Annotated in this window: 14 protein-coding genes and 2 riboswitches; of the genes, 4 read left to right on the top strand and 10 right to left on the bottom strand. The window is 37.2% G+C overall.

Translation table 11 applies throughout. The annotated features are described in order from the left end of the window. Positions 1–436 precede the first annotated feature (436 nt). From ACIQXJ_RS23550 to ACIQXJ_RS23510, 9 genes are all read right to left on the bottom strand, one after another. Complete coding sequence (locus tag ACIQXJ_RS23550) at positions 437–1,741, bottom strand: NCS2 family permease (RefSeq protein WP_401014580.1); 1,305 nt, start codon at positions 1,739–1,741, stop codon at positions 437–439. A 131-nt stretch (positions 1,742–1,872) separates the two neighbouring features. Further along, positions 1,873–1,974, bottom strand: a riboswitch (purine riboswitch). 432 nt (positions 1,975–2,406) lie between these two features. Next, a complete protein-coding gene (locus tag ACIQXJ_RS23545) occupies positions 2,407–3,075 on the bottom strand; it encodes an MOSC domain-containing protein (RefSeq protein ID WP_403058263.1) in 669 nt (222 codons plus the stop codon). Between the two features lie 282 nt (positions 3,076–3,357). Next, entirely contained in the window at positions 3,358–4,911 is a 1,554-nt protein-coding gene (gene guaA / locus ACIQXJ_RS23540; RefSeq protein WP_403058266.1) for a glutamine-hydrolyzing GMP synthase, read from the bottom strand. A 155-nt stretch (positions 4,912–5,066) separates the two neighbouring features. After that, positions 5,067–5,168, bottom strand: a riboswitch (purine riboswitch). 35 nt (positions 5,169–5,203) lie between these two features. Next, positions 5,204–7,408, bottom strand: coding sequence for a transglutaminase TgpA family protein (locus ACIQXJ_RS23535; RefSeq protein ID WP_403058269.1), 2,205 nt, complete (start codon positions 7,406–7,408; stop codon positions 5,204–5,206). After that, positions 7,405–8,586: a DUF58 domain-containing protein gene (locus tag ACIQXJ_RS23530; RefSeq protein ID WP_403058272.1), complete on the bottom strand. Its 1,182-nt coding sequence runs from the start codon at positions 8,584–8,586 to the stop codon at positions 7,405–7,407. Before ACIQXJ_RS23530 ends, ACIQXJ_RS23535 begins: the two co-directional genes overlap by 4 nt. Continuing rightward, complete coding sequence (locus ACIQXJ_RS23525; protein WP_401014595.1) at positions 8,583–9,527, bottom strand: AAA family ATPase; 945 nt, start codon at positions 9,525–9,527, stop codon at positions 8,583–8,585. Before ACIQXJ_RS23525 ends, ACIQXJ_RS23530 begins: the two co-directional genes overlap by 4 nt. Before the next feature lie 397 nt (positions 9,528–9,924). After that, positions 9,925–10,245, bottom strand: coding sequence for an NAD synthetase (locus ACIQXJ_RS23520; RefSeq protein WP_403058275.1), 321 nt, complete (start codon positions 10,243–10,245; stop codon positions 9,925–9,927). Positions 10,246–10,402: 157 nt separating this feature from the next. Beyond that, positions 10,403–11,227: an ammonia-dependent NAD(+) synthetase gene (gene nadE, locus ACIQXJ_RS23515; RefSeq protein WP_403058278.1), complete on the bottom strand. Its 825-nt coding sequence runs from the start codon at positions 11,225–11,227 to the stop codon at positions 10,403–10,405. Positions 11,228–11,242: 15 nt separating this feature from the next. After that, positions 11,243–12,712: a nicotinate phosphoribosyltransferase gene (locus ACIQXJ_RS23510; RefSeq protein ID WP_403058281.1), complete on the bottom strand. Its 1,470-nt coding sequence runs from the start codon at positions 12,710–12,712 to the stop codon at positions 11,243–11,245. Positions 12,713–13,024: 312 nt separating this feature from the next. Between ACIQXJ_RS23510 and ACIQXJ_RS23505 the strand changes: the two genes are divergently transcribed. Both ACIQXJ_RS23505 and ACIQXJ_RS23500 read left to right on the top strand, forming a co-directional pair. Continuing rightward, positions 13,025–13,366: a P-II family nitrogen regulator gene (locus ACIQXJ_RS23505; RefSeq protein WP_401014606.1), complete on the top strand. Its 342-nt coding sequence runs from the start codon at positions 13,025–13,027 to the stop codon at positions 13,364–13,366. A 13-nt stretch (positions 13,367–13,379) separates the two neighbouring features. Next, positions 13,380–14,675, top strand: a complete 1,296-nt coding sequence (locus tag ACIQXJ_RS23500) for an ammonium transporter (protein ID WP_403058284.1) — start codon at positions 13,380–13,382, stop codon at positions 14,673–14,675. Between the two features lie 114 nt (positions 14,676–14,789). Here ACIQXJ_RS23500 and ACIQXJ_RS23495 read toward each other — a convergent pair whose 3' ends face one another. Further along, entirely contained in the window at positions 14,790–15,290 is a 501-nt protein-coding gene (locus ACIQXJ_RS23495; RefSeq protein WP_403058287.1) for a methylated-DNA--[protein]-cysteine S-methyltransferase, read from the bottom strand. Between the two features lie 117 nt (positions 15,291–15,407). On the opposite strand from ACIQXJ_RS23495, the gene ACIQXJ_RS23490 reads away from it, so the two are divergent. Together ACIQXJ_RS23490 and ACIQXJ_RS23485 are read left to right on the top strand one after the other, a co-directional pair. Further along, positions 15,408–16,139, top strand: coding sequence for an ABC transporter ATP-binding protein (locus tag ACIQXJ_RS23490; protein ID WP_403058290.1), 732 nt, complete (start codon positions 15,408–15,410; stop codon positions 16,137–16,139). Next, positions 16,136–16,888, top strand: a complete 753-nt coding sequence (locus ACIQXJ_RS23485; protein WP_403058293.1) for an ABC transporter permease — start codon at positions 16,136–16,138, stop codon at positions 16,886–16,888. The genes ACIQXJ_RS23490 and ACIQXJ_RS23485 overlap by 4 nt, the downstream gene beginning before the upstream one ends. Positions 16,889–16,916: the final 28 nt, after the last annotated feature.

Raw genomic sequence — 16,916 nt, 5'->3', positions numbered from 1 at the left:
GCCAGGATCAAACTCTCCATAAAAGAAATTTGATTAGCTCAAATTGTTTTGCTGGCATCAATTTTGATGTCCAAAATTTTGTTTTGTTCACTAACATATGTTAGCTAGTAAAAACTATATTGATTACGTTTTGCTTGTTCAGTTTTCAAGGTTCATTTTGCTAGCTACTTAATAAGTAACTTTTTATAATTTAACATACATTCAATATGATGTCAACTATTATTTTCTTTCTGTATGTTGTTCGCTTGTTTCGTAACAACGTGTTTAAATATATCATCTCACATTATAGTTTGCAAGTCTTTAATTGAAATAAAACTATTCAGTCAATATACGATAGTAGTTTCTTCTATATTATTAAGTGCCAGGCACTCAAACAATTTTAAATGAAAAAAGCTCCACTTAGTTTTCACTAAGCAGAGCCCATTTCGGCTTTACATTATCGAACCCAGATAAAGTATGCAAGGAAGACGAAGAATAATCCGTACATCATTGGGTGAATTTCTTTTTTACGACCTGCTAAAAGCATTGTTACTGGGTAGAATACGAAACCAATTGCGATCCCTGTTGCGATGGAATAGCCAAGAGGCATCATTAAAACAGTGAAGAACGCTGGAACAGCAATCTCGAATTTATCCCACTCAATTAAACGTAGTGACGAAACCATTAACACACCTACGATAACAAGTGCTGGTGCTGTTACTGCTGAAGTAACGACCGCAAGTAATGGTGAGAAGAATAGTGCTACTATAAATAATACAGCTGTAACAACTGCAGCAAAACCTGAACGAGCACCTGCCGCTACACCAGAAGTTGATTCTACATAAGCAGTAGTTGTTGAAGTACCAAATAAAGAACCAATTGTTGTTGCTAGTGCATCTGCCATAAGTGCACGGCTTGCACGTGGTAATTTATCGTCTTTTACTAATCCAGCTTGTGTTGCCACAGCCATTAATGTGCCGGCTGTATCGAAAAAGTCAACGAATAAAAATGTTAATACAACAACTAAAAATTTAACGTTTATTAACGAACCGAAGTCATGAATAATTGGGTTAAGTGCAACCATAAATGTTGAATCTACACTTGGTATTGATGATACAACAGCTTCAGGTGCTGCAATAACACCCGTAATCATACCAACGATTGCTGTAATAACCATTCCTAAGAAAATACCGACACTACGGAATTTAAGGATTAATATGATTGAAATAATAATACCGAATACTGCTAAAAGAGTTGAACCTGTAAATGCTCCTAGTGTTACTAAAGTTGCTGGACTATCGACTACAATTCCAGCTCCTTGTAACCCTACAAATGTAATAAATAAACCAATACCAGCTGATACAGCATATTTAAGTTGTGCTGGAATTGCATTAATAACTGTTTCACGAATACCTGTTAATGAAAGGATAATAAATATAATCCCCGAGAAGAACACACCTGTTAAACCTGTTTGCCAAGGAATGCCATACGTCCCTACTACCGTGAAGGCAAAGAATGCATTTAATCCCATACCTGGCGCCAATGAGATTGGGAATTTAGCGAAAATACCCATAATCAAAGAACCGACTGCTGCTGCTAATGCTGTTGCCACGAACACAGCACCTTTATCCATTCCCGCACTTTCCAGAATCCCTGGGTTAACAGCTAAAATGTATGCCATAGCAAGGAATGTTGTAATACCACCAATTATTTCGCGGCGATAATTAGTACCTAATTCATCGAACATGAAATATTTTTTCATTTTAAAAATATCCTCCATATTGTCGTCTTCAATATCGAAAACAAAAAAGACACGCTGACTATTCTACTAGTCGCATGTCTACGATACATTTCATCACTAATAATGTGTGAAATAAATTAGTTATTATACATCCGTATAAAAACTAAAATCGTAGTCAAGTTATTTACGGTAACTTGGTAGAAACTCACGGGCCATATTCCCGACATTATACGACGACTTATTTACTTTACAATCGTAATATATCATTTCGTTTTTTAGATTTCAACCCCATTTCCGAACATTTCTTATGAAAAAAATACGAAAGTTCGTGTAAAATACGGTATTAATGTTCTGATTTTGTAAAAACAGCGTAAAAAAACAGGAAAAGTACTACACTTATACAAGTTGCTTTTCCTGTTTTTTATTTTTGATTAAAGGCTATAATCGCCCATTTCGCATTTTATATTTTGTTTTTGTTTTGAAAACACGAATGTAACTAACTATTGATTAGTCAAAAAAAGCTCCCTATAATGTATGCTCACTTAAGAGGGAGCTTTTCAAATATATGTAAATGTGCCAAAGGCTTTTATATCAATTACTCGCCCTACACCCACACAACAAGAAGTCCTTAGGCAATAAATACAAAACCTCAAATACCAATTACGTAAGAGCTCCTACCATTCACCTTACTTCTCTACTCGGCTCTCTAATAATTGAATTCTTTTTTCTAATTTTAGTTTCCAATCCATCGCTAATGCATCTACTGCTTGAATCCGTTTCATCGCGAGTGCGTTATTGTTTTTAAAATATACTTCGTTGCAATGTAAAACCGATATACGAGCAGGGTGTCTTTCAACTATTTCAATTTTCGAATCTGCACAGATTGTTCCCTCACTTAGCACACGCGCTAGGAAGCCTGTATAACCTGTTTCAATTAATCGTTTAAGTAATGTGTCTGCCTTTGTATATTTATCAATCGTACTACACGGAATACGTCCTTGCGTTATTTGAATGACGGCATCACCAATTCTATAAATATCTCCAATACAAACATCCGCTTCCAGCATATTTGTTACCGTTAAGTTCTCACCAAATGCTGCTGTTGGCAATGCTTTTCCAAGTTCCTTTTCCCATTGTCCGTAATGCTCCGCAGGATATAGACAAACAGCACGATCAGGTCCACCATGATGCTTTTTATCTGCCACATCATCTCCCTCAAATCCACGAGTAGCCAAATAAACTTCGTGCACTTTCCGCTTTTCAATCCCTGTAATCATTGATCGCCCTTTACTATAGTCCAATTCTTTCGGCATACCAACAGCAAGTGTATAAATCGTCGCTATACTTTTCTCCATTTTAATCCCCCTAAATTAAACAACAGCGTAATCATTTTACATAAATTTAGTTTACTATATCTAATGCTTTGCCAGCAATTTTGTCCTCTCTACATTAGTTTATATCATTGAAATATTTTCAGTTAAAACGACCAGAAAAGTTCAATGGTTACAACACTTGGGACATATCAGATAACTTTCAAGTATAAAATAAAAGAGTATGGATACTCGAAATGTCACAGCAATAAAAAAAGCCCTAAAACCCTGTGTTACTAGGGCTTTTAGGACTCTTGCTATTAGCTATTATTCCCACTCAATCGTTGCTGGTGGCTTAGAAGTAATATCATACAGCACGCGGTTTACGTGTTTTACTTCGTTTACTAGGCGAACAGAGATTTTCTCTAGTACATCCCAAGGGATACGTGCCCAGTCAGAAGTCATACCGTCGATAGACGTTACAGCACGGATACCGATTGCGTAGTCATACGTACGAGCATCGCCCATTACGCCTACTGAACGAATATCAGGTAATACCGTGAAGTATTGCCAAACGTCGCGTTCAAGGCCAGCTTTTGCGATTTCTTCACGTAAGATGAAGTCAGATTCGCGAACAATTTCAAGTTTTTCTTCTGTTACTTCGCCAAGTACACGAATACCTAAACCAGGACCTGGGAATGGTTGACGCCAAACGATTTTTTCATCAAGACCAAGCTCTAAGCCAAGTGCACGAACTTCATCTTTGAATAATGTTTTTAATGGCTCAATCAATTGGAACTGCATATCTTCTGGAAGACCACCTACGTTATGGTGAGATTTAATTGTTTGAGCAGTAGATGTACCAGATTCAATGATGTCTGTGTATAAAGTTCCTTGTGCAAGGAAATCCATACCTTCTAGTTTTGAAGCTTCTTCATCGAACACGTAAATAAACTCATTACCGATAATTTTACGTTTTTTCTCTGGATCAGACACACCTGCAAGTTTGTCCATGAAGCGTTGACGTGCATCAATCTTAATTAGGTTCATATCGAAATCTTCCGTGAAAGTTTTCATGACCTGTTCAACTTCACCTTTACGGTTTAAGTTGTGGTCTACGAACATACATGTAAGCTGATCACCAATCGCTTTATGAATAAGTACTGCAACAACAGAAGAGTCTACCCCGCCTGAAAGTGCACATAATACTTTTTTATCGCCAACAATTTCGCGAATTTTTGCGATTTCAATTTCGATAAAGTTCGCCATTGACCAATCGCCTTTAGCACCACAAATATCGAATACGAATTGACGTAGTAAATCGTTACCATATACAGAGTGACGAACTTCTGGGTGGAATTGTACTGCATATAATTTGCGTTCTACGTTTGCCATAGCAGCGATTGGGCAAGATGCACTTGTTGCGATGATTTCAAAGCCAGCAGGTACTTCTGTTACGTGGTCGCCATGGCTCATCCAGACGATTTGTTCTGTTGGTAATTCACCGAATAATTTATTTGCAGCAGTCACTTGAACTTCCGCTTTACCGTATTCACGTGTTTCAGCGCCTTCAACTTTACCGCCTTGAGTATAAGCCATTAATTGCATACCATAGCAAATACCTAGGATTGGTAAGCCTAATTCAAAAATGGCTTGATCTACATGGAAAGCATTCTCATCATAAACTGAGTTAGGACCACCTGAAAAGATGATACCTGTTGCGTTCATTTCTTTAATTTCTTCTGCTGTAATCGTGTGGGGATGTAATTCACTGAAGACACCGAACTCACGGATACGACGTGTAATTAATTGGTTAAATTGGCTACCGAAGTCTAGAACGACGATTTTTTCTTGCTCTTTTAATAAAGGGCTTGCTGACAATATTTCCACCTCTTCTTGTATTTTTAAAGGACGTTTTCATATGTTCAAAGAAAAACGCGTATGAAAGTAAAAAAACTTCCTACGCGTCCATAAGTTCATGATATATAAAGGGGAATGCGTAACAAAGAAAAGTGATTTATAAAAACTCCTCACCTAACCAAAACATTCACCTTCATAGAGAAATCATTTACGGTGATTTCGTAGAAACATCCGAACCCTATTTTCGAACTTATATGAAAGCCATCCTAATCATATATAATTTTTTTCATTTTACTCTTTGTGCCCATTAAAATCAACTGATTGTGCGATTGATTAAATATTCCCAACTTTCTCTCAGTTTAACGTAGTCAACATTCTGCGTATTCTTGCTATAAATATGTTGCTCGTATACCGCTGTTAACTTCCGCATTTCTTCCGTTTCTAAAGCGGCATCCACCCGTTCAGCAAACGCTCGTAATGTCTCGCCATTTTTTCGACTTAAGCCAATGCGTACTAATTGTTTCGTTAATGCCTGATAAGATGAATCAAAGTTCGTCCAATCCGCTTCTTTTTTACGATAGGCACGCACATGCATTTTAGGAATCCATGTTTTTCGTTGTACAAATAATGTCACACCCATAATTATTAGCAAGACAATGAGTACCAACCAAACATATTTTAATGTTTTTATCCACGTCCATACACTATCAAAACTAAATGCTGATTGCGTAGTTGTTTTCTTAGTGGGTTGTTCTTTCTTTTGTTGTTGCTCTGGTTTTTCTTCCGGTTGCAGTTCCTGTTCTTGCTGAGGAGCATCTCGTTGCAAATCATAATTGATGTTAACAGTACCAGAAAAACCAATTGTAGGTTCAAATTCTATCCAACCTGTACCAGGTACATACGCCTCTACCCATGAATGTGCATTATCATTTGTTATCGTATATTCGCGATAACCATCAGACAATCCACCTGCATTACCTGGTGCAAAACCCTTCACCCAACGGGCAGGAATACCAATAGCCCGAAGCATGACGACCATTGATGTAGAGAAATTATCACAGTATCCTACTTTCGTATCGAACAGAAATTGATCTACATAATCTTGATTTTCGGAAGGATAGGCAGCAGCTGTTTTATCATAACTAAAGTCACCTTTTGAAAAATACCCTTCTATCGCCTTTATTTTTTCATATATCGATGGTTTATCGCGCGTAATATCAATCGCTAAATCTTGTACACGCTGCGGAAGCGTATTAGGTAATTGTAAGAAACGATTATAGGAACTATCTAATGTTTCTAACATAGCTGGCTCTGACCTTTGAAGTTGTTGCAAGCTGTAATTTGGTTCACTATAAGATATCGTGTAACTTGACAGTAATTTATTACTACCATTACTCATAGTTACTAATTCGCCACTTGGTTGTTTCGTCACTATTTTTTCCGTTTGTCCATCCTGTACATACAATGTTGGATCCTCTGCCGAAACAGACAGCATACCATACGTTTGAATTAAAAATGGCATCGGTACCGCCATTTCCATCTGTATTTGTCGTTCATTCTGTGTTGGTCCAACAGGCAGAGAAGTAAAGATTGGGGTATCATTTTCAAAAACTGCTTCCCCTATATATTCACCAGACAATACCCAACCTTTTGATGTATACGTATCTTTTGTATCTATCCGCCAATAATGACGGTCGCGGGAAGTTGCAGTGAAAATTAATGTATTATCACCTTTATAGGGTCCTCCTAATCTACTATCATCATCACTATAGCCAACTGTTTTTTGACCATCACCTACGCCTTGTCCTGTCACTCCTTTAATAAATGGTACTGGATCAGCCCACGTAGGTCCTGCTTTCGGTAAAAAGAATGCTACCACACTAATGAGTGCCACCGAAATTAACATCGGCAATATAATTTTCCACTTTCTAAATAGCTCACTTGGCGCATCAACTTGTAGTCTTAAACGTTTTAAGAAAAGTACACCCGTCATAATAAGACCTAGTACTACTACTTTAATAATAGCCGGTTTTCCATTATATTCGCTGAAAGTATCAAGAGTAGCGATGAAAAATACAGTTAGTACGAAGAAATAGAAAATATTATAATGCACAGTAACCCAATGGTGAATTAAATAAATTAACATCCAGATCAAAGCCAAAAACAGTACTGTTCTAAATGCATCTGATACTTGTCCGAAATTCCCTGAAAAAATGTTCACCATATTCAATGTCACTTCATTCACTAAAAATGGAATAGTATGACCTGAGAAAAAGGGGTTCTCGCTATAAACAAATATAACGAACCATGTAATGTAGCCTAACTTCACAAGCCCCGACAATAACGGCCGAACTTTAAATAGGCACAATACTAGTGCTAAGCCAATAAAAACTAAAAACAAATGACTTACACCTGTATTTGTTAATTGCATTACTGGTATTAACCACTCACGTAATATAAAGAAAATAATGATATAAGCTATAGCCAGTTCAATAAAACTTTCTAGTGATTTTTTCACGGCTTCATCACCTCCGTGAACAAGTGGTAAAAATCTGTTGGGTCTACATAAACGACTTGAATATGTTTATAACGCTTTATTACATCAGACTGTGCTTGTGTCTGTTGTGCCACAACAAAACAAATACAGCTTTTCACCGAATTACCTAAAGTATGTAATAGTTCATCTGATATATCACTCGTAACATATAAAAGTGTTGCAACACGCTGAAAAACTTGTTGATCGCGTAACCGGAATTGTCCATTTTCACTCGGTTTCACACTAGCTAAATGATGCATCACTCGATCTAGCTGCTTTTCCCCTTGAATGGATGTGAACACTTTCGTCTTTGCGCCTGTTGACACAAAAGAAATTTCTCCACGACCTTGCACTATTGCTTTAAGCATCGAAGCTACCAGCTCAATTTTCTCTTCAAATAATTGAGAAGCACCTTCATCAAGCATTAACAGAAGTTCCTGAGATTGACGATCTTCAAACTCCTTCGACTGTAGCGTTTGTGTTTTCGCAAAAGATTTCCAATGAATCCACGAAAAGCGGTCACCTGGAACATATTCGCGTAAACCAATGGCCATTGATGTATCTTTCACAATGGAATAAGGAGCCATCATAGACCCAACATCTAATTTTGCTTGTAATGTAGCATATTTCATATCATGCACTCTTGGATAGACGAGAACTGTTTGTTCTTTATCTATCTGAATGCGTTTTTTTGCCCATCCGAAAAAATCATAGAAGATTATATTTGCACCTAAATATCGATGTTCACCGCGTGGCAAGCTTTCAAGTGTATAACTCCAATTAAAAACCTTTTTAAAGCCTACAAATTTGATAGCGTCTTTCTCTTGTACCTTTGACTCAACTAGCATTGTGCTGCCAACAAGCTCTTCTACTAGCATATATGCAAATGGAAATCGTGTTTTTCTTTCAACACTAATTGTCACGTTAACAGATTGTCCGCTTTCAACACGAGAAGGCTCAATTTTTCGCTCTACGCGATAAATGTCCTCCCTAACAAGTTGAACAATAAAGGCGTATAACAAAAATGGACTCACTGTGAAAAATACAAACCAGCTTACAAAACCACCTTGAAACATTGCATAACAAAACGTTATAAGCATTAGAAAGCTCACTAATAGAAAATGTTTACTTTTCTCAAAAAGAGCACGCCATTTCTTCATTGCTCTGCAAACCTCTTTGTTGGCACAGGTGTTTTCGCCAAAATGCGCTCAATAATTTCCTCTGCTGTTACATCATCATAACGCGCATCTGGCTTAAGCACTAATCGGTGACTAAAAACATATGGTGCTAAATGTTGAACATCATCTGGTATTACATAGCTACGCCCTTTCATAAACGCATACGCCTGAGACGCCTTCATCAAAGCAATTGTTGCACGAGGACTAACCCCTAAATACACATAGTTATTCTCTCTCGTTTGAGAAGCTAGCTCAACCATATAGTTTTTTACGGAGTCTTCGACATACACACCTTGCACAAGCTCCTGTAATTCAATTAATTGTGCAAGCGTAAGTACAGCATCAATTTTTTCAATGGACTTACCGTTTTCTGCACGTCGCAATATTTCTACTTCCTGTCCTCTAGTCGGATAGCCCATTTTTATTTTCAGTAAAAAGCGATCGAGCTGCGCCTCTGGCAGTGGATACGTCCCCTCATGTTCAATTGGATTTTGCGTAGCCATAACGAAAAATGGCTGGTTAATTTCAAGTGTATTGCCATCTATTGTGATTGATGCTTCCTCCATCGCCTCAAGTAATGCTGATTGTGTTTTAGGTGATGTTCTATTAATTTCATCAGCTAATACTACATCGCCCATAATCGGTCCTGGACGAAATTCAAACTCCATGGTTTTAGGGTTATAAATAGAGACACCTACAACATCTGATGGCAGTAAATCTGGTGTAAACTGAATACGTTTAAACTGAGCATCAAATGATTTGGCAAGTGCACGCACCATCATTGTCTTACCAACTCCAGGTACATCTTCAAGTAATACATGACCTTTGGCAAGCAAAGCGACGATACTAAGTTCAGCAACCTCCCTCTTCCCAATCATTACTTTTTCTATATTTTCTAATACCATTTGTATTTGTAAATTCATAAAACAAAACCCCTCCCATTTACACAAACCAATTATTTGAATTGCACGATAATTTTAGTTTAAGCATATCGAAAACTGCATTGTAACACAATCAATGTGCCATTAGTTGTCGCATATACGAATTTTATTTTAAATCTATGAGAGTATTCCCTTAGTATTGACCTCAAAATAGCTTGTTTGAAGTTTTTTAAAACAAGCCTATCTAGTAGTATAACGTTCCACTTACAAAATAGTTACAAATTTTATTTTTTTAACCATAATTTTAAAGTGTCAAAAGCACTACTTGTCGAGCTGATAGCATCACCGATAACTCAAAAGAAATCAATAGAGGAATGTTTAGTAATATCCACCAACAAAAAAACCCTATACCAAGTTTGGTATAGGGTTTTATTAACATTTATATGGAAGTTCGGTAACTATTGTGACGCTTCTTTAGCTTGCTAAGACGGCTCAGCTTTCCGGCTGTTTCATTTAGTTCATTATGAATTTGTACGTTGCCTTCACTATCAACAAAAGTAGCCTCAATTTTATTGTGACGTTGTTGTTGAATTTGTCTCTTCTTACTTAATAGCTTTTTATCTTTAATTTTTTGAATACTTTTTTTAAATCGTTGCTGTGCGTTATGGCTAAAGTCATGACTAAGATCACCAGCATGTAAATACTGTTGTTCATTACGAAAAGTACTACTTGTCGTCGCACTTACACTAGAAGTCCTCATAATTAGTTACCCTCCTTTTTATTTTACTAACTTTATAGGTATTTATATCGACATTATATGCAAGGAATTAAGCAAACAGAACTAAAATATATAAAAAAGAATAGAATTGTCAAATAAGTTTCTATCACTTTTTTGTACAACTCTATTCTCACAGGCTTTATTTCCAAAAATCATCAAAAATTGTGATAGGCATATGGCGTTTATGTTGAGATCGCAAATAGTGTTGCTCTAGTGTTTCGCGAGCATCCTCGGGAATTTCCTTCCCTTCTAAATAATCATCAATTTGCTCATATGTTAAACCAAGGGCCACTTCGTCCGGTAGAGATGGACGGTTTTCCTCCAAGTCTGCTGTCGGCACTTTTAAATACAGATGCTCAGGGCAATCAAGCGCAGCTAACAATTGTTTGCCCTGACGCTTGTTGAGTCGAAAAATAGGCATTAAATCCGCCCCACCGTCACCAAACTTTGTATAGAAACCTGTAATTGCCTCTGCTGCATGGTCTGTTCCTAAAACGACTGCACTATTCATAGCGGCAATAGAAAATTGCACTTTCATGCGCTCACGTGCTTTTTCATTCCCTTTTACAAAATCGCTAAGTGAAACACCGGCATTTTCTAAAGCACGTACACTGGCATCGACTGCTTCCTTAATATTCACTGTGTAAGTATTCGTAGGCTTAATAAAATCAATGGCATCCTGACAGTCCTGTTCATCCATTTGAACACCGTATGGTAAACGCACTGCCCAAAATGAATATTTCTCCTCGCCTGCTTCTGCATTTAACTCATCAATAGCTAGTTGTGCTAATTTCCCAGTTAAAGTAGAATCTTGTCCACCAGATATACCAAGCACAAATCCTTTAACAAAGCTATATCGACATGCATACGCCTTTAAAAAATCAATGGATTTACGAATTTCTTCCTGTGCATTAATTGTTGGCAAAACTCTTAATTCTTTAATTATTTGTTGTTGTAATGCCATAACATTCTCCACTCCTTAACCTTTCACAATTCGATTGACCATTTCGCGCACTTCTTCTATATTGCGCATTTTATTATCCCAGCATTTTTGACTTAGATCGACTGGATATTCTTCTGGATTCATCGCACGCTTGTATTCGTCCCATAACAATTCTAAATTTTCAGCTGCATAATTGCGCATGTCTACCAACGTCGGATTTTGATAAATTATTTCACCTTTATTAATTACATGCTGATGTAGGTTTTTCGCCTCGAAATTCGTCACGAATTTTGACACAAATGTATGCACAGGGTGGAACATTTTTATGCGTTCTTCGGATTGAGGGTCTTCATCGTGCATTGTAATGTAATCGCCCTCTGATTTACCATTTTTCAAGTCGATTATACGATAAACATTTTTTAAACCTGGTGTCGAAACCTTTTCAGCATTTGCAGAAATTTTAATCGTATCTTCCAACTGACCTTCTTCATTTTCAATAGCCACCATTTTATAGACAGCCCCTAACGCAGGCTGATCGTAAGCTGTAATGACCTTTGTTCCAATTCCCCACATATCTACGCGTGCGCCTTGAGCCTTTAAGTTCAAAATTGTGTATTCATCTAAATCATTCGAAACAACAATTTTCGCATCAGGGAAGCCCGCTTCATCTAGCATACGACGTGCTTCTTTTGATAAGAAAGCAATATCACCACTATCTAGACGAATACCAATAAAATTAATTTTATCCCCTAGTTCTTTTGCCACTTTTATCGCTGTCGGCACACCAGATTTCAACGTGTTATATGTGTCCACTAAAAACACACAATTACGATGACGTTTAGCATAGGCGTGGAATGCATCATAATCATTTTTATATGCTTGTACAAGCGCATGAGCATGCGTACCAGCTACCGGTATGTTAAATAGTTTACCCGCACGAACATTACTAGTTGAAGCAAATCCACCTATATAGGCTGCACGAGTTCCCCAAATAGCTGCATCCATTTCATGTGCGCGGCGTGTACCAAATTCCATAGCCATTTCATCTTTTACAATTTGCTTAATGCGACTTGCTTTAGTAGCAATTAACGTTTGGTAATTCACAATATTCAATAGAGCTGTCTCAATTAGCTGAGCTTCCACTAATGGTGCCTCAATGCGTACAATAGGTTCGTTTGCAAAAACGAGTTCCCCTTCCACCATTGAATACATATCACCTGTAAAGCGAATGTTTTTTAAATACTCAATGAAATCTTCTTTATAACCAACTTCTTGACGTAAATATTCGATATCCGACTGACTAAAACGAAAGTCTCGTAAATACTCAAGCATACGTTCCAATCCGGCAAATATGGCGTAGCCATTACCAAATGGTAATTTTCTGAAATATAGTTCAAATACCGCTTTTCTATTATGTATACCATCAGCCCAATAAGACTCTGCCATATTGATTTGGTATAAATCTGTGTGTAGCGCTAAGCTATCATCAGCATAGTTTGATCTCATAGGAAATCCCTTCTTCCACTATCATTGTTAGTCTTAGTATACACTATATACCCAAAATCTTGCGTTTTACACGTTTTCTGTCCCATGTTAGGTTTTCTAACACGAATATTCAGAAAATTTAGAACCGTTCATAATTTAGACACAAATTTAAGTACCGCTTTCATTCCTTTAATAATTAGCTTTTTACTAAACTATTACGAAAAACGAAATATACTATGTAATAAAACCTAACATGAATGTCAAAAAAACAATTGCGTCGTTAAACAGCTCCCTATAGTATGTAAATTAAATTTACGCAAGGAGCTGGTGTGAGTGAAAAAAATCGAGGCAATTATTCGTCCAGAGGTATTTGGGATTGTACGAGACGGACTTGCAAAGGTTGGTATTGCAGGTTTAAGTATTTCTGAAATCGCTGGCTGTGGTCGTCAATTAGGTCATACAGGTTTGTTTCGTGGAAATGCTTACGAAATTGAGTTTTTACCAAAATTAAAGCTTGAAATGATTATCGACGACGAAAAAGTAGAACCGATTGTGGAGGTTTTATTACGTGATGCTGCAACTGGTAAGGTTGGAGACGGGAAAATATTTATTTATCCAGTAGAACAGGCAATTCGTATCCGTACTAAAGAAGTCGGATCAATTGCTGTAGATTAAGGGGGAAATAGCTATGGATGACGTTATATTATCTGTAAATTTAGTTTGGGTTATGCTTGGTACAATTTTAGTTTTCTTCATGCATGCAGGATTTGCAATGGTAGAAGCAGGTTTCACACGTTCTAAAAATGCCGTAAACATTATTATGAAAAACTTCTTAACTATATCACTCGGAGGAATTGTTTATTTTCTATGTGGCTATGCAATAATGTTTGGCGACACAGCAGGGGGCATCTTCGGAACAAGTGGATTCGCTTTAAATGGTGTAGATGACCTTTCCTTCTTTATTTTCCAAACGATGTTTGCTGCAACAGGTGCGACTATCTTATCTGGTGCCGTAGCAGAAAGAACAAATATTTTTGCTTATATCGGTGTAATTATACTTATGACATTACTTGTTTATCCTGTAGTTGGACATTGGATTTGGAACGGTCAAGGCTGGTTAACTGATTTAGGCTTTATCGATTTTGCAGGTTCTACAGTTGTCCATTTAACAGGTGCTGTAGCTGCCTTTGTAGCAGCAATAATGATTGGACCACGTCTAGGTAAATACGAAAATGGCCGCGTTAACGTTATTACTGGTCATAGTATTCCACTTGGCGCATTAGGCGTGTTTCTACTGTGGTTCGGCTGGTTCGGTTTTAATGGTGCCTCTACGTTAGCTGCAGATCCTACCCTCGTACCAAAGGTAATTGCCAATACATTTTTCGCAGCATCTGCAGGCGTTGTTGCTACTGCATTTTATACAAAATTCCGCTATGGTCACATTGATGGCTCACTAACTCTCAACGGTGCGTTAGCAGGGCTCGTAGGTATTACAGCCGGCGCAGCGAACGTCAGCATTATCGGTTCACTCATTATCGGTTTAATTGCAGCACCCCTATTAGTAGAAGGTGTCCGCTTTATTGAATGGAAATTAAAAGTAGATGATCCTGTGGGCGCAATTGCAGTTCATGGTATTTGTGGAATTTGGGGCACACTTGCGGTCGGGCTATTTGATATTAGCGGTCAAGGGCTATTCTACGGTGGTGGCCTAAGTTTGCTAGGCATTCAAGCAATAGGTGTAATTGCGACAATCGCTTGGGTTGGCGTTTCAGTCTCAGCGGGTCTATTTATTATTAAAGCATTTGTCCCTTTACGTGTCTCAGTAGAAGAAGAAATCACTGGGCTAGATGTTATCGAACATGGTACACCAGCTTATGAATATCAAGAAGTTTTTAAAAGCTCTGCTATAAATGGTGAAACATTTGCACACCGTTTAACTCACTTTGGTAAAACCCAAACGAGTGTTACAGAAGAACATGTCTAGAAATTAAAATCATTGCACCTATGAAGCAATTACAAGAATTTGCTGGATGTCCCTGCTGAAGTTATGGGATTCCAGCAGATTCTTTTTATTGTAACAGCACACATTAAATATTTATTAAGCTCTTTCTAATTCAAGTAAAAATTCTTTCATTGTTAGCCCACTACGGAAACCTGTTAGCTTACCGTTTTTTCCGATGACACGATGACACGGAATAATTGCCAATATAGGGTTGGCACCTATTGCACTACCTACAGCTCTTACCGCCTTTGGATTACCAATTCGCTCTGCGATTGCAGAATACGTTGTCGTCGTTCCATACGGCAGCTCTTTCAACGCATCCCATACAGCTAGCTGAAATGATGTTCCTTTCACATGTATAGGTAAATTAAATTCAGTAAGCTCCCTATTAAAGTAAGCTGTTAATTGCTCAACATAAGGCATTAATTGCTCTTTATTTTCTTCAAAACTGTAGCCTTTAAACGTCTTTTGAGCCCATTTTTCAACTTCTTCAAACGATGTATTCGGTGTTCCTATATATACTAGACCTTCATCTGAAGCAATAATATACATATCACCTTGTACGTATGTTAGTGTATCTACATATAAAATATTCATTATTCCATTCCCCTAACTCGATTAGAAGTTTACTACAAAAAATGTAAAATAACTGTAGCATCGAATCATTTCATGCTACAGTTATTTTACCTATAACCCTAAAGGAGTTTCAACTACATGACTAAGTTATTTGAGCCCGCTATTCACCTTCAACAAGTGAGTTTTTCAGTAAGCGATAAGTCCATTTTAAAATCGATTACTGGTTCATTCCCAAAAGGAAAAATTACAACACTTGTTGGTCCATCCGGTGCTGGGAAAACAACATTACTGAAAATGTGCAACGGACTGCTATCACCAACAGAAGGCAGTATATTAATTGACAACCAGGTAATTACAACCTATGAGCCTACTACTTTAAGAAAGCATGTAGGAATTGCCCTTCAGGCAGCACCTATGATAAATGGAAACGTTTTTGATAATTTAGCACTTCCACTTGTTTTACAAGGACAAAATCTCACACAGCAAGATGCCATTCAATATTTACTAGATGTCGGGCTTGATGCAAGCTTTTTACCAAGTGACATCAATGAATTATCTGGTGGGCAACGTCAAAAGGTCTCAATTGCGCGCACCCTAATCAACCAATCTTCTATATTATTGTTAGATGAAATTACTTCTGCATTAGATCGTCAATCCGCACAAGATATCGAAACACTCATTGTGAAATTAAACAAAAAATATAATGTCACGATAATATGGATTACACATAATTTACAGCAAGCATTAACGATTGGACATTATACATGGGTCATGATGGGAGGAGAACTGATTGAAACAGGAGAAAGCTCATTATTAAAAGCTCCTAGTAATCCGAGAGTCTCTGAATTTGTACAGGGGGTAAACTCATGACTTATACATCACTTTCGCTGACATTAATTTTCGTATTAATTCCGCTAATACTTTCAAAAACGTTTAAACTAGGACTTGAAAAAGACACCGTTATTGCAACGATTCGTTCTATTATTCAATTACTTGCAGTCGGCTATATTTTAAAATTCGTCTTTGAAGCTGGAAGTTTTATTTATATATTTCTAATGGTAGCATTAATGATTTTAGTTGCAGCGTTAAATGCCCGTAAAAACGGTAAAGGGATTAAGGGAATCACTTGGAAAATAATGATTACGCTTGTTGTGGTGGAAATTGTCACACAAGGTGTTTTACTTGGTTTCGGTATTGTCCCTACAACTGCACAGTATATTATTCCTATTAGTGGTATGTTAATTGGGAACACAATGGTATTATCTATTTTATTTTTAAATCGTTTCACTGCAGAAATTACAAGTCACCAAAATGAAATTGAACTCATTTTATCTCTAGGAGGCACTCCTAAACAGGCAATTCATCGCCAACTAATCAATGCCATTAAAGCAAGCATGATTCCAACCATTGAAAGCCAAAAAACTATCGGACTTGTACAATTACCAGGTATGATGAGCGGTCAAATCATCGGTGGTGCAGACCCTATACAAGCAGTTCAATTTCAACTTTTAATAATTTTCGCGCTATTAACAACCGCAACATTATCGAGCATAATGATAGGATTTTTAAGCTATCCTGTGCTTTTTAACGAAAGGTTACAGATGTTGGAAATGAAATAATTGTTTTCGTGATATCATGACATTCTCT

The organism is Lysinibacillus sp. NPDC097868, assembly GCF_044761135.1.
In the GTDB taxonomy this organism is placed as follows: Bacteria; Bacillota; Bacilli; order Bacillales_A; family Planococcaceae; genus Lysinibacillus.
The sequence above is the reverse complement of the archived record's forward strand: the minus strand, read 5'-3'. Positions and strand labels throughout refer to the sequence as shown.

What these genes read in the sequence shown, in the direction of transcription:
- nadE (WP_403058278.1), bottom strand. Translation starts at nt 11,227, where the DNA reads ATGGCATTACAACAACAAATAATTAAAGAATTAAGAGTTTTGCCAACA.
- ACIQXJ_RS23490 (WP_403058290.1), top strand. Translation starts at nt 15,408, where the DNA reads ATGACTAAGTTATTTGAGCCCGCTATTCACCTTCAACAAGTGAGTTTT.
- ACIQXJ_RS23530 (WP_403058272.1), bottom strand. Translation starts at nt 8,586, where the DNA reads ATGAAGAAATGGCGTGCTCTTTTTGAGAAAAGTAAACATTTTCTATTA.
- ACIQXJ_RS23485 (WP_403058293.1), top strand. Translation starts at nt 16,136, where the DNA reads ATGACTTATACATCACTTTCGCTGACATTAATTTTCGTATTAATTCCG.
- ACIQXJ_RS23500 (WP_403058284.1), top strand. Translation starts at nt 13,380, where the DNA reads ATGGATGACGTTATATTATCTGTAAATTTAGTTTGGGTTATGCTTGGT.
- ACIQXJ_RS23520 (WP_403058275.1), bottom strand. Translation starts at nt 10,245, where the DNA reads ATGAGGACTTCTAGTGTAAGTGCGACGACAAGTAGTACTTTTCGTAAT.
- ACIQXJ_RS23510 (WP_403058281.1), bottom strand. Translation starts at nt 12,712, where the DNA reads ATGAGATCAAACTATGCTGATGATAGCTTAGCGCTACACACAGATTTA.
- ACIQXJ_RS23495 (WP_403058287.1), bottom strand. Translation starts at nt 15,290, where the DNA reads ATGAATATTTTATATGTAGATACACTAACATACGTACAAGGTGATATG.
- ACIQXJ_RS23550 (WP_401014580.1), bottom strand. Translation starts at nt 1,741, where the DNA reads ATGAAAAAATATTTCATGTTCGATGAATTAGGTACTAATTATCGCCGC.
- ACIQXJ_RS23545 (WP_403058263.1), bottom strand. Translation starts at nt 3,075, where the DNA reads ATGGAGAAAAGTATAGCGACGATTTATACACTTGCTGTTGGTATGCCG.
- ACIQXJ_RS23525 (WP_401014595.1), bottom strand. Translation starts at nt 9,527, where the DNA reads ATGAATTTACAAATACAAATGGTATTAGAAAATATAGAAAAAGTAATG.